The following is a 17,640-nucleotide window of genomic DNA, read 5'->3' as shown; positions in this document are numbered from 1 at the left end:
CTGCTAGCATCTGACCCTGACCAAAATGCAGTAGCTGTGCCATCGATTTTTCGATTGCCAGACGCACGCTTCGATGGAAGTGGAGACCATGCATTACAAATCAAATAATCGGGCGCTGTTGGCTCGCGCTGGACAACAGGCGCTGACTCGTGAAACGGCCGTAGCGGCGCATCGCTTTGCAGTGCAAATGGATGCGCAACGAGATCGGCCGCTGTGGATGCGTGTCACTGCGCTCGTGATGACCGTGGTGATGTACTTCGGCCCCGCTGTGCTGCTGGCCGATCAGACCGCGCATGCTGCGCCGATTGTCGATCCGCGTGCGCCGATCCAGTCTCAGCCGACTATCACGCAGACGAGCGCGGGCGTAAGCGCTGTCAATATCACTGCGCCTAATTCCAATGGAATTAGCCTAAATCAATACCAATCGTTTGGAATTGATCCGACGGGTTTGGTGCTGAACAACAGCACTCAAGCGGGCGTCCCCCTGTTGGGCGGCTCGCTCGGTGCGAACCCGAATCTGGGCGGTCGTTCAGCGTCGCTGATTATCAATCAGGTGACGTCGAACGTCGCGGCGACATTGAACGGGCCGCTCGAAATTATGGGGCCAGCCGCGCCCGTCGTGATCGCAGCCCCGGGCGGAATCAGCGTCTCGGGAATGGCGCTCACGAATATTCCGAATCTGACGCTTACCACGGGCGTTCCGCAGTTTATTTCGGGGGTCGGGGGAACGCCCACCGATTTTGCGCATGCCGGCGCCGTCGCGTACAACGTTTCGTCCGGCAATATTTCAGTGAATGGCCCGGGAACGGGGATAGACGGTACCGTTTCAAATATTGACTTGATCGGCCAAACGGTGACGCTGGCCGCGCCTGTTCGTGGCGATCAAAAAGTCAACGTCATCACCGGCAATCAACTGGTTAGCCCGACGGCATCGAGCAACACGGGCATGACGTACGGCACAGCGGGGAACGGCTTGCCGAACTCCGTTACGGGCATTCCGACCACGAGCGGGCTGGCGATCGACGCGAGCCAATTGGGTTCGATCACGTCGGGGCAGGTCTACATCATGGCCACCTCGGCCGGGATGGGCGTCAAGATGGCCGGGCCGATTGTGGGGACGGCCGGCAATGTCTCCGTCAATTCGAGCGGCGACGTGATCGTCGGCCAGACCTTCGCGAACCAAAACGTCAACCTCGTCAGTGCGGGCAGCACGACGATGACGGATACGGGACTCGCGAACCAGAATTACAGTGTTTCGGCCAATGGCGACATTAACGCCACTGCGCCCGTGTCGGCCGGGCAGAACGTGTCGATGACCGCTGGCAATGATCTCAATGCGGCGTCGGTGGCAGCAAACGGTAGCGCGAATCTCACGGCCGGCCAGTCGATGACGATTGGTTCGCTGTCCGCGCACGATGTGGCGTTGCAGACGACGAACGGCGATCTGACGGTGGGCGGCTTGAGCGCGCCGGGAACGATTTCGGCGCAGGCCGGGCGCGATCTGACCGTGAACGGCGCGGTGCAAGGCGGCGCGTCCGTGGCGCTGACGGGCGCGCGAAACGCGACGGTCAATGGTGCAGTCACGTCGGTGGGTAATGCGAGCCTGGCCGCGACCACGGGGACTGCAACGGTCAACGGCAACCTGCAATCGAACGGCGCGGCGACCGTGCTGGCGGGACAGAACGCCACCATCGGCGGCACGACTCAGGCACAAGGTCCGGTATCGATCACCGCACAGGCTGGCTCGATCACGGGCCAAGGCAGCGTCATGTCTTCGCAGGGCGCGATCAACCTGAATGCGGGTCAGACGATCGCGCTGAACGGTGCCGTGCAGAGCGGCAGCACGGTCAATGCGACAGCAGGTACGAACGCAAGTTTGGGTGGCACGGTTTCCGCGCCGGGCGCGGTGACGATTCAGGCGGGGCAGGACACGACGCTTGGCGGGAACGTCACGAGCGGCGGGAACCTGAGCGTGACATCGGGCGGCAACACCAGCGTGCAGGGAACGGCTGCGTCGATCGGTGACATGACGCTGGCGTCGAACGGCGGAGCGCTGAACACCACCGGCAATGTTGTGTCGCTCGGCGCATTGAACGCTCGTGGCAAGCAGGGCGTGAGTTTGGGTGGCACGGTCTACAGTGGTGGCAACGTATCGATCGGATCGAGTGCGGGGAGTGTCGCAATCGCGGGGGCGGTGTCGACGCCGGGCACGGTCAATATCAACGCGGGGCAGGACGCAACCATCGCCGGTACGGTGCAGACCGGCCAGAGCACGACGATCTCGGCGAGTCGCGATGCGACCTTGAACGGTGGCCTGTCGGTGAACGGCACCGGCAATGCAAGCGTGACGGCCGGACGCGACATCAACGGTGCGGGTGCGGTCAATGTCGCGAACGACACGACGCTGAGTGCGGGCAACAATATCGGCATCAGCGGCGCGATCCAGACCGGCAACAACCTGTCGGCGACGGCGGCGAACAACCTGAACGTAGGCGCGACAACGGCGGTCGGCAATAGCACGCTGACCGCGACGCATGGTAGTGCGACGCTCGGGGGTGACGCTTTGTCGGGCGGGGCGACGACGATCGCGGCCGGTACGGACGTTGCGACGCAGGGCAGCGTGACGAGTCTCGGCGATCTGAGCATCAACGCGAAAGGTGGCAGCGTCACGGCCTCGGGGCCGGTATCGACTGCTGGCAATGCGACGATGAACGCGGGCCAAAATCTGGCCTTGAACGGCCAGACGACGGCGAGCCAGAACGCGACCCTGACGGCGACGAACATCACCACGCAAGGGCTGGCAGTCGGTGGCAACCTGAGCGCAGCCGCGTCGAACACGTTGGACACATCGGCGGCCCAGCTCAACCAGACTTTCAGCGCGAGCGCCCCGGCTCTGTCGGTGAACGGCAACGCGACTTTGAGCGGGGCGAACGTCACGACCGCGAATGCAGTCGTGGGCGGCACGACGCAGATCACCGGGACGCAGAGCGTCACGACGGGCGGTACTGCCGCGTTCAAGGGCGATGCGACGATCGTAGGCGGCACGGTTGATAACGTCGGCACGCAGATGGCGGCTGGCAACTTGAACGTGTCCGGCTCGACGGTCACGAACGCAGGTAGCCTGTCGTCGTTGCAAACGGCGACCATCGACGCCGCGAATTTGAGCAACAGCGGCTCGATCTACGCGCCGACCGCGAATGTCAACATCGGGAATGCGACGACCAATTCGGGTTGGTTGACCGCGACCCATGCACTGAATTTGACGACGGGGAGCTTGAGCAACGACGGGACGATTTTTTCGGGCGACGTCAGTAACCCGAACGCGACAACGGGCAACACCACCGTGACGGTCACGGGCGGCAATGGCTCGTTCGACAATAGTTCAGGAAAAATTCTCGCGCAAAACATCGCGACGCTGGCCCTGCCGAATCAGACGCTTGATCTGTCGGCGTCGACCTTCGGAACCGTCAACGGCGGCTATGGCCTGAACCTGTCGGCGCTGTCGGTGAACAACTCCGGGACGTGGACGTTGCCTGGAACCGCCGTCACGGTTTCGGCGGCCAACGGCATCAACAACGCCGGCACGATCAACCAGGGCACGGGCTCGCTGAGCCTGAACGGTGCGGTCAGCAACTCGGGAACCGTCAACGGCAACGACCTGACGATCAATGGTTCGCTGGCAAACCAGGCAGGCAGTACGGTTTCGGCCAACGATGCGCTGACGCTGAACGGATCGGGAACGAATGCAGGCACGGTACAAGCCGCGAATACGCTGACGATCTCGGGCACGAGCTATGACAATTCAGGCGGGGTGACGCGGGCTGGAAACAGCAACAGCCCGACCGGCAGCGGTAACGCGACGATCGCGTTGTCGGGCGATCTCGGAAATGCGGCCGGTAGCCTGACCGCCACAAACAACCTGTCGATCACCGCGAACAACGTGAACAACTCGGCGGCGGCCAATGTTGCGACGACGACGAGCACGTCGACCGTCATTAATTCGCCGCTGCTGATGTCGACCGTGATCGGTACGGAGACGTTCTATTACATTGATTCCGGCGCGGACGGGACACTCGGTTGGTACGCTTACGAGCTAACGTCGACATTGGGCGGATTGCTGTCGCCCGCCGGCAATTCTACGTTCGTGCCGGACCCGCACCCGTCGTTCTACGACCTGATGCAACATGCATTGGCCGGGGTTCCGATTCCGACGGTCAATCTCGCGACGTATTATGGCCCAGCGCCGAATGCCAACCATATCGCGTCCGGGCCGAATGCATATCAACCGGTCGCGACCTCGGGGACGGTGACGTTCGTGCGCCTCCCGTACGCCGTTAATAGTGGTGGCGGTAGTGGGCCGGCCTATACGTGGGTCGTGCAGGACGGTACTGTCCCGACGGGCAACACGGACGGCCCGTATCTGACGCAGACGTTCACCATTCCGACCGTCACTGAGACCCGTACGAGTGTATCGGGGAGCAATACGCCGTCGGTGATTGCAGCAGGCAATGACCTGAGCCTGACCGCGAATACGCTGAACAATCAGGGAGGGACGCTCAGCGCCGGTCACGATGCCAATGTCAATGTGCAGACGCTGAATAACGGCGGCGTCAGCTATACGTCGAGCATCATTGATACGGTCGACAGCGCATCGTTGCAGACGTTCATGAGCGGCGTAGCCGCGCTGTCGCCTCCCGCTACCACGCTGAGCGGGATATTTCTTCAGCAACCGGTTTCGGTGCGCGGCAGCGGCAATATGTTTGGGACGTATTGCGACAGCTCGGGTTGTGACGTCGGTTCACCGAATCCGCCCGCGAAGTTTAACTTCCTCGCACCGAGTGCCGTAACGGTGCAATCGGTGTCATCGAGCACGACGCTTCAAACGCCGGTCGGGCTGGTGCTGGCGGGCCATGACCTGAATCTGTCGGGTGGCGATCTCGTCAACGCAGGCTCGTTGACGGCTGGTAACAACGTCAACGTCAGTGCGTCGAGTTTTACGAATCAGGGCGTCAACAACGGCTCGAAGACCGTCACGGCTGGATGTGCGTCGGGCTTCTCTGGATGCGGCACGACTACGACGACGAACCCGAACTCGGAGACGTATAGCTACGAGCAGACCAACAGCAACGTCACAGCGGGCAACAACATCGTCATCGCGGCGAATCAGGTTTCGAACACCTACGGCAATCTGGTTGCGAGGAACGACGTTGTGATCGGCGGGGCCGGCACGAGCGCGACCAACGCGACGCAGGCGGCGAGTGTCACGAATACGTCGGGCGCAATCGAGGCAGGTAACGATGTCAACATCAACGCTGCGACGCTCACCAACACGATCGCGGCACCGGCTCAGATCCACCAGAATTACGGGACGGCAACGCCGTTCACGGGTTGCACGAGCAACTGCGAAGCGTATGTCGATGTGAAATCGGCCGATCCGGGTACGATCACGGCGAACCACAACGTCAATCTGACGGCGGGTACCTTCAGCAACACCGGGAGCCTGGTGACGGCGGTGAACACCGTCACCATCAATGCGACGAACGCGGCCAGCTCGAATAACCAGTATCTCAGTGCTTACTGGGCCAGCAATCTGAATCACGACGGCTCATCGTACCCGGCGTGGGGGTGCGCGAATAATCCGGCACTCTGCCAGCAGTTGTACGGAAGCGCCTACAGCGGCGGCACCGCACAAGACCCGGCAGGTCTGCCGTCGTCCGTCGGGTTGTCGGATTTTGTGCCGGCGACGATTCAGGCCGGCAGTACGCTGGTTGTCAACTCGCCGACCCTGACGACTACGGGGAACGTGATTGGACCGACCATCGCGTTGACGGGGGCCACGCTGGTCAACGGCATCACGAATCCGAACGTCTATACGCCGCCACCGGCCGTGTCGGGGCAGGTGATTTCGCTCGGGCCGCTGACCACGCCTTCGAATGCCGCCACGATCGTGGACAGCGCAGGGTTCGTGACCAACGCCACTGGACAACGCACGTCGGTGACGGGCGCTGCCGGACTGCCGTCGAATTCGCCGGTCGGGGTGCAGACGGTCGGCAAGCCGACGATGCCGGCGATCAGTCTGGTAAGTGCGCCGCAGACCACGACCGTCAAGACGATCTCTGGTCAGTCGGTGCCGGTCAGCTACCTGACCAGCAATCCGGCGGCGCAGATCACACAACCGCTGTCGTCCGCGGCCCTGATTGCTGCGTTGCCGTCGAACCTGCAACCGGGCAGTGTCCCGTTTTACTACGACCCGTACACGGAAAATCAGCAGATCGAACAGGCCGCGTTGCAGGCGACCGGCAAGAGCAGCTTCTACAGCACACCGAGCGCGACGGATAGCACGAGCCAGGCATCGATCAATAATCTGGACAAGGCGGCGCTGTACGGTGCAGCGCTTGCGTATGCAGAGAAAAACAACGTCGCGCTGGGCACGCAACTAAGCCAGGCGCAACTCGCGCAGGTTAACGCACCGATGCTCTGGTATGTCGAGCAGACGGTGCCTGAGCCGGGGTGTAGCTCGACGGGTAATGGTTCTTGCCCGACCGTGCAAGCACTGATGCCTGAAGTGCTACTGCCGCAGAACTACGCCGTGGTCAGTGCGGATGGCGAGATCGCGGGTAAGGATGTCACGCTTAATTTTGCGAACAGCATTCTTAATACGGGTACGGTTTCAGCCGAAACCTTGCATATCAACACCAGTAGCCTGACGAGCGAGCAGCGTTCAACGAACGTCGGAACCATCTATACCAATCTTGGTGATGGGGTAGGTGTTACCACCGGCACAGTCGTACAGCAGGGTGGATTCATATCCGCTGCGAATTACGACATGAACGTGCAGGCGCTCAACCAGGTGGGCGGCGCGCTGCAAAAGCTTAATGCGGACGGCAGCGTCGATACGGCCGGTACGCAGGCCATGCTGGCGAGCCTGAAGAACCAACTCGGCAGCAACTTTACCCAATCCACCGTTAGCAACAATTTGCACACCGACTTCATCGCCGATAGCGGTGGGATTGGTGCGCAAATCATGGGGGCGATCGCGGCAGTGTTTGCTGCCGTCATTATGCAGCCCGAGCTTTCGGCAGGAATCATGTCGATGACCGGCGCAGCGGATGCGGCGGCTGAAGGGGCCTTTGCAGCTGCAGCGGCCGGGGCTGAAGGTACCGCGATCACAACAGCAGCGACCGTAGCGGGAGGTACGTTCGCCGTCGGGGGAGTTGCCAATACGATGATCTCGGTCGGCTTGACGAGCTTCATGTCGAGCATCGTGGGACAGGGCGTCGGAACCGGACAGATCGATTTCGGTAGCGCGTTGCAGAACGGCTTGATCGGTGCAGTGACAGCGGGACTGACGAACGGCATCACCTTCGACGCAAGTGGGCCGAACTGGTCGTGGACCGCATCTCCGAACAGTCTTGCATCGTTGGCCGGCGTCCAGAACGTTGGTAACACGCTGGTGCCGCAGGCGGGTGCTTCCGCTGCTGGAACATTGCCGGAGCAAGCGCTGGCTATCGCGGGTGAGGCGGCTATCCAAGCCACTGTCCAGACTGGCATCGGTGGTGGAAGTTTCCTGACGAATCTGCGTAACAGTGCGGTGAACGATGTTGCTGCCGTAGGTGCCTATGCAATTGGCAACGCGTTTAATGACACGGCAGGATTCTGGACGACCAGTAATCCGCTCTATGCTGTCGAGCACGCAGTTCTAGGGTGTGGAGCCTCTGCTGCAAGCGGAGCCGGATGCGCAAGCGGTGCGATTGGCGGGGCCACGAGTGCGGTGCTGTCGCCGTGGGTCATTGGCCAGATTGATCCGAGTGGTGCGCCCCTTGATCCGGGGCAGCAGGCGGCATTGGCAGCGTTGGCGATGCTTGCTGGCGGTGGTCTTGCTGGACTGGCGGGTCAGAACGCGCTGGCCGGTGCGACGGCGGCGCAAAATGAAGCGCTGAACAATAGCGGTGCGTCGGCACACATCAAACCGTCATCTTCCTTCGACACGAACGGTGGCGAGCCGGGAATGCATGTCGATGCCGGAAAGGAAACGGTCAGCATACTTCCGCAGGGTGGCGGGGCAATCGATGAAGAGCAAGCCGGTGAAACAATCGTTGCTGGAAAGGGTACGCCTCCTGCTGGAAACCCTGGCAGTAAGGTCGGAGCGCTTCCCCCCGGTTATACGATGAATTCGACTGGTACAGTTACGGGACCGGGCGGCGGTCAGCTATCTATCGTTGGTACGGGCGCGAATGGAACCCCCATTTTTCAGCGTCTTGATAGTAACGGTTCGCCCACGGGTACCTTCATTGGCTTGAACTCAGCGGGTAATCAGGTATCTGTGCCGTCACCGTTCGCTAATGGGAATTCCTATTCGAGTGGTCCGACTACTCTTTATGGGCTTTACGATGCAGAAAATAATTTACTGAAATGGGGTATTAGCAATACTCCGGGAACGCGATACACTGAAGCGCAGATTGGCGGCGGAAATCTTGCATCAGTTAGCCGATTTGATTTGCGTGAATTGGCAGCGAGGGTTGAGCGATACCTCACTGAAACTCAACCGGGACCGCTGAATATGGAGCCTTGGGCTGGAAAGGCAAATCCTGCTCATCCGAACTATGATCCGAATTATGTTCCGAAGGGTGTGCCTCCAAAATGAATGAAGACTATCTTTTAAAGATTTTTGGTGTCCGTGGTGGAATTGGTGAAAAGGCAGATAGGTATACCAATAAAAAATTGGATATCTCTGATCCAACCGTGGCTTTTAATTCTGGGTTGCTAAATGTGTTTAGCTATGGTGGTTTGCGCCTGACACCTTACGTTAAAACATTGAAACATTTCTTTATTGTTTTGAAAATGAGTGGTGACGTTTTTGATTATGCAGTGATGCATAATGCCACGGGTCCGTATGACTTGAGAAAGGAACGAGGTAAACCAGTTCTCTCGATCGATCTGGTTGTACCCAGGGCAATAGTGGAGGTGAGAAAATTTGAAGAGTACCGGGATTGGGTTGTCGGTGCATTAAGAGAATGTTTCGAAGTATTAATTGCAAGTGCGAAGAAGCGAGGTGAGCTTCTCGACGAAGCTGGGTTGCGCGCCGAGATTGCGATTGGCTTGGCAAAGCTTTCCAGTACGCCAGAGGGAGATGTGCTTTGGTCGCCAGAGGGACGTGGCACATGGAGAAAGCCGGAAGCACATCGCACCGAAAAGATGGATGAGTAACGACCGATGAATGGGGGCAGTGATGAATTCAAAATCTGTCTTATTTTTGTCGCTATTCAGTAGCGCCTGCACGGGTCTATCTGCATACGTCAATCTCGCTGACATGGGGCCCTCCGTTGCATTGGCGCAGCCGAGATGGATGATTGAGCTTCATATTGGTGCGGCGGCGGTAGGTTCGTTGCTATTTGCGTGGTTTGTGCTGGGGACTCCGGCAGCACTCAAAGGCCCCGTATCAGAGTCCAGTTACGCGATTGGAATGGTTCCACGCATCGGTGCAGTTCGATTTTTTATACCCGCTAATGGTGCATTTTTTTCGGCGTTTAGGATTGTTCAACTCCTCGGTGTGATTGTTTGCTTGATGATTCAATTCGTCTCAGTCGCACCGCTGGATGCCACGAACGGTCCTCAACCTAATGAAAGTCGACCAGGAAAGCTGCTGCGAGGAAAGCTTACGGCATAATAGTTGTTTTCACTTCGTGTCGACAAAATAGCGGTCCTAAATTTTTGATTGTATTTAGTATTTGGTGATTTACAAAAATCTATATATGGCCGTGATCATTGGGTTGGAGAAATGCAGCTAAAAAGGCTCCTTCAATATTTGATGTTTTCTTGGGCGAGTTTTGCGGGGCAAGCCTACGCGGCTGGTATCGTCGCTGACGGGAGCACGGCAACGTCCGTGTCGGTTGGTACGGGCGGACACCAGACTATCGGCATTGCTCCTGCTATTGGCGGCGTCTCGAACAACACCTATTCGTCGTTCAACGTGTCGAAGGCTGGTGCTGATCTGAACAACATCGGCATCAACGCGCGCACGATCGTCAATCAGGTCACGAGCACGAACCCATCGTTGATTCAGGGGAACATCAACGTGCTTGGCTCGCGCGCGAATGTGATCCTCGCAAATCCGAACGGCATCACGATCGACGGCGGAAGCTTTCAGAATACAGGTCACGTGGTGCTGTCGACGGGGCAGGTGAGTTTCACCGACGTGACGATCGCACCAAGCGTCATTCAGCGAAACGTCGTACTGAACACGGATCGCGGCGCAATCACGATCGGCGCAGGTGGTCTGACGGGCAACCTGCTCGGCCTCGATCTGGTCGCGAAGCAGCTTGCAGTTAATGGGCCTGTATCCAGTAGCTACGTGAACCCAATCGGCGTGCCGAGCTTTATTCGCGGCACGATCGGCAGCAGCACGACGACGTGGAATGGTGCATTGTCGGCGGGCGATAACGGCCACGACTGGCGCATCGGCATGTCGTCGCCGGGAGCAACCAGCAAGGCACTCGCCGTTGATATTACGGCAGCGGGTGGCCTCACGGCTGGACGCGTTGAACTGGTTGTCACGGATCAGGGCGCGGGCGTGCATAGCGTGGGTTCGCTTTACGCGAGTGCGGGCGACGCCGTGATCACCTCGAACGGCGACGTTGTGATCGGCCGGGCACCTTCATCGAATTTCGCGATCCAGGCAGCAAACGACGTATCGATCACGACGAGCGGCGCAGTTTCGCTGCAAGGCGCACGGGTGAGCGCCGGCAACAATGCGACGGTACAGGCCGGATCGATTGCGCTGTCGGACGATGCGACGGGGGCGGCGGCGCTCAGTGCGGGTAATGCAGTAAGCCTGACAAGCGGCGGCGCGATCACGAACACCGGTAGTCTCATTCAGGCAGGCACGGTGACGAACGGCCAGCCATCCGGTGGTGATCTGACGCTGACGGCGGCGGGCGACATTTTCAACGGTTCGAGCGCGAGCAATCAGGGCATTCTGTACGCGGCCAATGGCAAGGCATCATTGACCGCAGGCGGCAACATCGTCAACGACAATGCGCGCATCGTATCGAACAACGGTATGAGTCTGAGCGCGACCGGCGATGTGTTGAACGTGATCGACCATACGGGCGGTACGAATGGCGGCCAACCGACTGCCTACTCGGATACAGGCGGCAGTTTCCTGTTCTTCACGCATTCAACCAGCGGCGTGAACGTCGACTACGGTACTGTCGCCCGTCCCGATCAGCTTTCGTTGATCGAGGCTGGTGTCGGGCCGGTGACGATCAACGGGCGCAACGTCACGAATTCCGGCGGAATTATCAAGGCCGATGAGGGCGATGTGTCGATCACGGCGCAAAACGCATTCACGAACGCGGCCGTTTTCTCGGGGCAGGCGAGCTATTCACGAAGCTGCTGGATTTTCTGTCACGCCGATGCATCGAGCAACGTGACACCCTACGGCGGCACGATTCAGGCAGGCACGATTCACCCGTCGAGCATCAATAACGTCACGATCAAGGCCGGCACCGTTGCGCGCAACATCGGCGGCAACGTCTATGCAACCGGAGACATCAAGGTCGATGCGCCGATCACCTACGCGCAAGGCGTGACGGGCTATTCAGCCATCAATCAGCATCACGGCTTCAAGGCGTTCTTTGGCAGCACGTGGGCCGAGTTGATCGCGATGGACGTCGGTGGCGGCTTCTCTGCGGACGGGCAGGTGCGGTTGACGGGCGATGGCGTGATCGACGGCGGTTCATTCAGTGGTGGTAAGGGCGTCACGGCCGCAGGTGGCATCACGACCGTGCGCGCACCGTCGCGCACGCCGGTATCGATCGATCAGCATTTAGGCCTTACGACGTGGTGGTGGCGATGAACGTGAAGCAAACAACCGCATGGATGGCGGTGGCCGCTCTTGCGTGCGCATGTCTTATCGTGATCGTTGGCGCTGTGATGATGGTGACACAAGCATCCTGCTTCCCCGTTGAGGCAGGGCAAAGCCGATGAAGCGAATGAGATTGCGGCCGTGCTACCTCGCGGTAGCGATGATCGTCTCGACTACGGAGGTCGATGCGCAAGTTCCGCCGGTCCAGGACCCTGCGCAAACCATCATTGACCAGCAGCGACGGCAGGCGCAAGAACGCCAGCTCGAACAGCCGCCTGCCTCGGTGACGGTACAGCAAGCGGCCGAAGCAACGCTCGACATTCCGGCCGGTACGCCGGTCGACTCGATCGTTGAAAGCGGCCCGACGTTTCGAATCAGCCGCATCGAACTGCAAGCCGTCGATAGCAAGTCGCTCGTGCTACCGAGCGGGGTTTCTCGGGACAAACTTGATGCGATTGTGAACGTGTTCGCGAATCACGAACTCGGCACCCATCGCATCAATGTACTGCTCAAACGCCTGACCGATGCCTTTGTCGAGGCGGGGTATGTGACGACTCGCGCGTTGCTTGGCCCGCAAAACCTTGCGTCGGGTACGCTCAAGATCACGATTCAGGTGGGGCGTATCGAGGGCTTCACCGTCAACGGCCAGCCGATACACCGGCTCAAACCCGGCGAAGCATCGGCGGGCGGCGGCTGGTTGACCGATGCGGGCTACGCGAACGCATTCCCCGCCTCACCCGGCGATCCACTACGGCTGTCCGATATCGATCAAGGCGTCGCGCAAATCAACCGCCTGCGTCGCAATCAGGCGGCCGTGCAGATTCTGCCTGGACAGGACGTAGGGGATTCGGTTGTCGCCATCAACAACAAGTCCGGCGACCGGTTGAACTTCAATCTTGGTATCGACAACTACGGGAGCGCGGCAACAGGCGTTACCCGCTATCGGGCCGGCGTCGAAGCGGATAACCTGCTCGGATTGCAAGAGTCGTTGAATTTCACGTTTCTCGATAGCCAGGATAGCAACGCGCTGGTCGGATCGTTCGCGATTCCGTTCGGGCGCAATACGTTCAGCTATACGATCGCGGATTCCGAATATCAACAGTTGATTGGTACTACCGCACTACTGTACGGCCGCACGCTGTCGCACATTTTCGGGTGGAACTATCTGGTCAGCCGCAGCGCGAGCGATATCGTGAGCACTGACACGACACTATCGTGGCGACGTACCGATCGAGTGATTAACGGCGTCGATCTTGATCCGCAGCGCGTGGCTGTGTTACGCGTTGGCGGGAACTGGCTGCACAAGTTCGTGATGAACGACGCGCAGGGCAATTTCACCCTCAACGGTGGGGTGTCGCAGGGGCTGCCGTGGTTCGGTGCGGATCATGATCCGCACGGCATCACGCGCGACGAAGCGCATAGCCAATTCACGAAGCTCGATGCGACGGCGACGGTCACGTTACCCCTGCCAAAGTTGAAGGGGGCGACGCTCGTATATCGGGGCGCGCTCGGCGGGCAGTACACGAACATGGCGTTGTTCGGGTCGGAACAGCTCTATCTCGGCGGCATGGACACGATTCGAGGATTCCGGTCGGGAGAGATTGCCGGCGACCGTGGGTTCTACGCGCGCAATGAACTCGCATGGGTGGATGTGCCGACGTGGAAGGGCGGCCGAATCGAACCTTACGTGTTCCTCGACGCAGGCAAGACGAGTTTGGTCGGCACGGCGGGTTTTCCGACTTTGGCGGGAGTCGGCGCAGGATTGCGCGCACAATGGCAATGGCACACGCAATCGCTGTCGGGTGAGTTGCTGATCGGTCGCGCAGTGACGCAGCCCGCCGCGCTCGGCAACAGGGCGACGCTGGTGCTCGGGACATTGAATTGGTATTACTGAATGTGACTTTGGTCGTGTCCGGCCCCCCCCCCCGTAGCCGGGCACTTTTGCGCCGCGGCTTCGGTCGCGGCGCCTTTTCTATTTCAAAGAGAATTTTCACGATGCAGACGACTTTCAATCGCATTCTGATTGCTACGGCACTGACGTGGCAACTTGTGCTGCCGGCACACGCGCAATCCTCGTCGCTGTCTACGGGCGAGGTCGCGACGGTCAACGGCACGCCGATCACGAAGGCGGAGGTCGATGCCGTCTTGCAGGCATCGCGCCAGCCGGATACGCCGCAGCTTCGCCAAGCGATCAAGAACCAGTTGATCGCACAGGTATTGATTCGGCAGGCGGCTGAGAAGGCCGGCTACAACAACAAGCCGGAAGTGCTGACGGCGATGCAGGTTGCAGAGACGCAACTGTTTCTGCGCGACAACGTGAAGCCGGAGCCGGTGACGGATGCGCAGGTGAAGGCCCGTTACGACGAGATCGTCGCGTCGCTTGGCAAGGAGGAGGTCAAGCCACGCATCATCGTAACGAAGGACGCGGCGACTGCCGTGACGGTGCTGTCCGGCCTCAAGTCGGGCCAGTCGTTTGACGCACTCGCGCGTCGGTACAGTCAGCTATCGTCAGCTGCGTCCGGTGGCGAATTGCCGTGGGTGAGCTTCCAGACGCCTGTAACGGAAGGCAAGACACAGGGGCTGCCGCTCGCTGTCGCGCAGGCGATGACGCAATTGCCTGCCGGTGGTGTGACGCCGCAGCCTATCGCGCTCAATAATGATGTGAACGGCCCGCGTGCGATTGTGAAGGTTGACGCGAAACGGCCAACGCAGGTACCGACCTTCGATGCCGTGAAGGGGACGATCCGGCAGCAGTTACAGGCACTGGCAATCGAGAAGGCGTCGGCGAGTTTTGTTCGCGGACTGATGAGCAGCGCGTCGATCAAGCAATAAGCCATGCCGTACATGATGGATCAAAGCCGCGCCCGACGCACTGTAGGCGGCGAATCGCGCGGCCTATTATGTTGAGCCGCAAGACTGTTTCAATCGACGCAAAATTGCGTCGGTTGAATTTGAGACCCTGATGCAGCGTCCACGCGCTACGCATGATCGGTATCGGTGCCCTCATGTGGATCTGGCGGTGCGCACGCGACGAGCGCGCTACGTGCGAGGCGCGCAATCTCGGGCAGTGTCTGCGCGCCGCCCGGCGCCTCGGCCATGTCTGCAATGAGGGCGAGCGCTTCACGCAAACGCGATACGTCATGCAGGCCGTGCGCACGAAGACCATCGGCGTATGTCAACCGCAGGTCACGGCGCTTCGCATTCATGGCATGCCTCCGTTCAATTCGATCCGATTACGAGGCGGCCCCGCCCGATTTACGGGGCGACTTCGCGCGTTTGCGCGAAGCGGGCGGCGTGTCCGTGCATGGGGCACTGCGCACCGTCGGCACGCACTTCTGATGGATTACGTGCTCGATCTGTTGCAACAGGTTGCTTTCGTCGTTGCTGAACGCGTCGCGAGTCTGGAGCACCGATAGCAACAGGCGGGCATATTGGCCCAACAGTGAGGGATTCAGCATGTTCACCTCGCGCAGTTCGGCGCGCAGCGCGTCGGCCTTCGCACCTTTGATCGGGCGGGTGTAGGGTGCGACCTTCGCTTGCGACTTCGAAGCGCTTTTGCTATTGACGGCCTTCACAGCCTGCGGCAATCCGATTTCTCCCCGCGCAACGCGCTGCGCGAGTTCGGGGTCGGCCTTCGCTACCTTGTCGGCTTTCAACTGCGTTCTCCGGCTAACGCCTGCGGCGGCGGCGCGATCATCGACGGTGGCAAAGTGCACCGATTCACTTTGCCTCGGCTTGCCATGCTGATTGCCGTGATTTCCGCCGCGTCCGTGCGCCTGAGCCCAATCCTGAGCGGCCGCGACAATCATGGCCTGCTGCCCCGGCGTCAGGTGGCGGCGATGCAGGTTGCACGACAGTACGAACGGCAGCGGATCATCGCCGTCGAAGGTCTTGTAGACCGGTTCGACGCTCGCGTCGATGCACGCACGATAGCGATTTGCGCCGTCGAGAATCTGATTCTCGTAGAGCACGATCGGCACGCGCAGGCCGTGAGCGGCGATGTCCTGCTTCAACGCGTCGAACTCGGCCTGCGGCAGCGACGGGAAAAGCTGGCAGAGCGGATGTAGCGAATACGTATCCATGTTTCTCCTTGGGGTCTGTTGACCGCCCGTGCGATCATCAAGACGTTGATCGCAGAGGCGGCGAGCAAGGTTGGAAGCGTCGAACCGTCATTCGGCGCGATCACCGGTCAACGCGTGGAGGCGGCGAGAGACGGCCGACTGCATGAAGGCGTGAAACGCGTGCTGCGTGGCCGCGATCGGCAACGGCAGGCCATCCGCGAGCCATTCGACGTATTCGCGCACGGCGGGCGTCACGCGCGAGCGGCGATCGGTGAGCATCGAGTCGAGCACGGTCGCGACGTTGTGTTCGGTGCCTTCGACGGCGAGCTTGCGGATATGCCGGTAGAGCCGGCCATGCAGGTCATGCGAGAAGTCCGCAGGACGCAGCCAGGTCCAGTCGTTGTCGGCGCGGGCCATGCGGCACAGGTAGGCGTTCAGCACGATCTGTTCGCCAAAGGTGTATTCGTCCCTTTCGTCAATCAACATCGCGATTTCTCCTTTCACATCGGTGGGTGATGCCCCCTCATCGAAGGGGCGAACGGCTCAACTTCCACGAGGCGCGTGTACTTGCAAAACAGCCGTTGGCAGCCCCAGCATGTGTGTTGATATGGACCGGGGGCTACCAGCGGTTTCTAGGCGTCTCTGCTTGACCTAGAATCGGCATTCAGAACGTCGAAGGTCCTCCCGTCCGCGCGCTTCGCTGTCATCCAGAACCCGGCCTTGTTCAAGGTCATACCCTTCGCGCGCATTTCATCGGCGCTCAGGCAGCGGCGGCGCGCAGGCTTTCCGTTCGCGCCGCCAAACGGGCCGGTACGGTGTGCATCGAACGCATGAGTCGAGTTGAAAAACTCGCCGCACGTCGGGCACTGGTTGCGATCGCCGGTCAGGCGGCGTCGCGTTTGCCCTGCGCGTGCGTCAGCATCGGGGTTCGTCATCGCAGGCGTCCTCCGTCAAGGGTTCGTCGTCCTCGCCCGGTTCGCGCGAGGGCAGCAGGTTCGCCGCCTTGCCGCCGATCGCGGCGAGCCCGGCCCGCCAGCGCATCCGTTCGGCATCGGTCGCAGCAGCGATCACCGCGCGTCCGGCACGCGAGCCGATCGCGTCGAGCGCGGCGCGTACCGGCTCGATCGCGGGAATGTCGTGCGGATGGGCGGCGAGGTGATCGAGCAGCACGAACGCCCACCGCGCGGAAGGCGTGCGCCGATCGAGCGGCGCGAGCCGTGCGCGCATCCGGGTCATGCATGCGCGGCTCGTCGGCGGCGCGGGTAACGCGCCATCACGCGCCGCCGATTGCGGTGCCGCCAAGGCTTCGTCGCGCAGAAAGCGTTCGAGGCGCGTGAGCCACTGCGGGAGGATCGTCCGGCTCGCGCCGAGCAGCGACGCATCGCGACCGTCCGGCAGCAGCTCGGCATAGCCCGCGTCCAGTAGGCGCTGCTGCGCTGCGCGGTACGCGAGCGCCCAATCGGCCGAGCCGGCCGACCCGCGCACGTCGAGCGTCGCCGCGTGAACGGCCTGATGGCGGCGGATGCCATGCGTGATCGCGTCGTTCGCCTCAACGCTGGCCTCGGCATGGCAGCAGCACCACCAGCGCCCGCCGCGCCCGACCGTGCCAAGCAGCGGGCAGCCATAGGCGGCGCAGTAGCCCCAATGCGCATCGCGCTTCGACACGGCGGCGTTGCGCTCGTCGTCGTCCTCGTCGTCGGGTTTCATGGCGCG

At 60.7% G+C, this 17,640-nt stretch carries 11 protein-coding genes; 6 read left to right on the top strand and 5 right to left on the bottom strand.

Annotated elements, in window-relative coordinates; all coding sequences use genetic code 11:
• Positions 1 to 73 precede the first annotated feature (73 nt).
• From HWX36_RS00575 to HWX36_RS00550, 6 genes are all read left to right on the top strand, one after another.
• Complete coding sequence (locus tag HWX36_RS00575; protein WP_244136270.1) at positions 74 to 8,644, top strand: filamentous hemagglutinin N-terminal domain-containing protein; 8,571 nt, start codon at positions 74 to 76, stop codon at positions 8,642 to 8,644.
• A complete protein-coding gene (locus tag HWX36_RS00570; protein ID WP_175950357.1) occupies positions 8,641 to 9,207 on the top strand; it encodes a hypothetical protein in 567 nt (188 codons plus the stop codon). The genes HWX36_RS00575 and HWX36_RS00570 overlap by 4 nt, the downstream gene beginning before the upstream one ends.
• Before the next feature lie 139 nt (positions 9,208 to 9,346).
• On the top strand, positions 9,347 to 9,667 hold the full coding sequence (locus HWX36_RS00565; RefSeq protein ID WP_175950356.1) for a hypothetical protein: 321 nt from the start codon (positions 9,347 to 9,349) through the stop codon (positions 9,665 to 9,667).
• A 111-nt stretch (positions 9,668 to 9,778) separates the two neighbouring features.
• Positions 9,779 to 11,857: a filamentous hemagglutinin N-terminal domain-containing protein gene (locus tag HWX36_RS00560; RefSeq protein WP_175950355.1), complete on the top strand. Its 2,079-nt coding sequence runs from the start codon at positions 9,779 to 9,781 to the stop codon at positions 11,855 to 11,857.
• Between the two features lie 169 nt (positions 11,858 to 12,026).
• On the top strand, positions 12,027 to 13,760 hold the full coding sequence (locus tag HWX36_RS00555) for a ShlB/FhaC/HecB family hemolysin secretion/activation protein (RefSeq protein ID WP_244136269.1): 1,734 nt from the start codon (positions 12,027 to 12,029) through the stop codon (positions 13,758 to 13,760).
• A gap of 101 nt (positions 13,761 to 13,861) precedes the next feature.
• On the top strand, positions 13,862 to 14,698 hold the full coding sequence (locus HWX36_RS00550) for a peptidylprolyl isomerase (RefSeq protein WP_175950354.1): 837 nt from the start codon (positions 13,862 to 13,864) through the stop codon (positions 14,696 to 14,698).
• A gap of 146 nt (positions 14,699 to 14,844) precedes the next feature.
• Here HWX36_RS00550 and HWX36_RS00545 read toward each other — a convergent pair whose 3' ends face one another.
• From HWX36_RS00545 to HWX36_RS00525, 5 genes are all read right to left on the bottom strand, one after another.
• Positions 14,845 to 15,072 (bottom strand): hypothetical protein, encoded by a 228-nt coding sequence (locus tag HWX36_RS00545; protein WP_175950353.1) that lies wholly within the window; start codon positions 15,070 to 15,072, stop codon positions 14,845 to 14,847.
• A 27-nt stretch (positions 15,073 to 15,099) separates the two neighbouring features.
• Positions 15,100 to 15,948 (bottom strand): hypothetical protein, encoded by an 849-nt coding sequence (locus HWX36_RS00540; protein ID WP_175950352.1) that lies wholly within the window; start codon positions 15,946 to 15,948, stop codon positions 15,100 to 15,102.
• Positions 15,949 to 16,035: 87 nt separating this feature from the next.
• Positions 16,036 to 16,413: a DnaB-like helicase N-terminal domain-containing protein gene (locus tag HWX36_RS00535; protein WP_175950351.1), complete on the bottom strand. Its 378-nt coding sequence runs from the start codon at positions 16,411 to 16,413 to the stop codon at positions 16,036 to 16,038.
• Between the two features lie 146 nt (positions 16,414 to 16,559).
• Complete coding sequence (locus tag HWX36_RS00530) at positions 16,560 to 16,862, bottom strand: hypothetical protein (RefSeq protein WP_175950350.1); 303 nt, start codon at positions 16,860 to 16,862, stop codon at positions 16,560 to 16,562.
• A complete protein-coding gene (locus HWX36_RS00525) occupies positions 16,843 to 17,634 on the bottom strand; it encodes a hypothetical protein (protein WP_175950349.1) in 792 nt (263 codons plus the stop codon). Before HWX36_RS00525 ends, HWX36_RS00530 begins: the two co-directional genes overlap by 20 nt.
• Positions 17,635 to 17,640 lie beyond the last annotated feature (6 nt).

This window comes from Burkholderia sp. BCC0405 (assembly GCF_902833075.1).
Taxonomy (GTDB): Bacteria; Pseudomonadota; Gammaproteobacteria; order Burkholderiales; family Burkholderiaceae; genus Burkholderia.
Note: the sequence above shows the minus strand (reverse complement) of the source record. Positions and strands in the feature narration are given on the sequence as shown.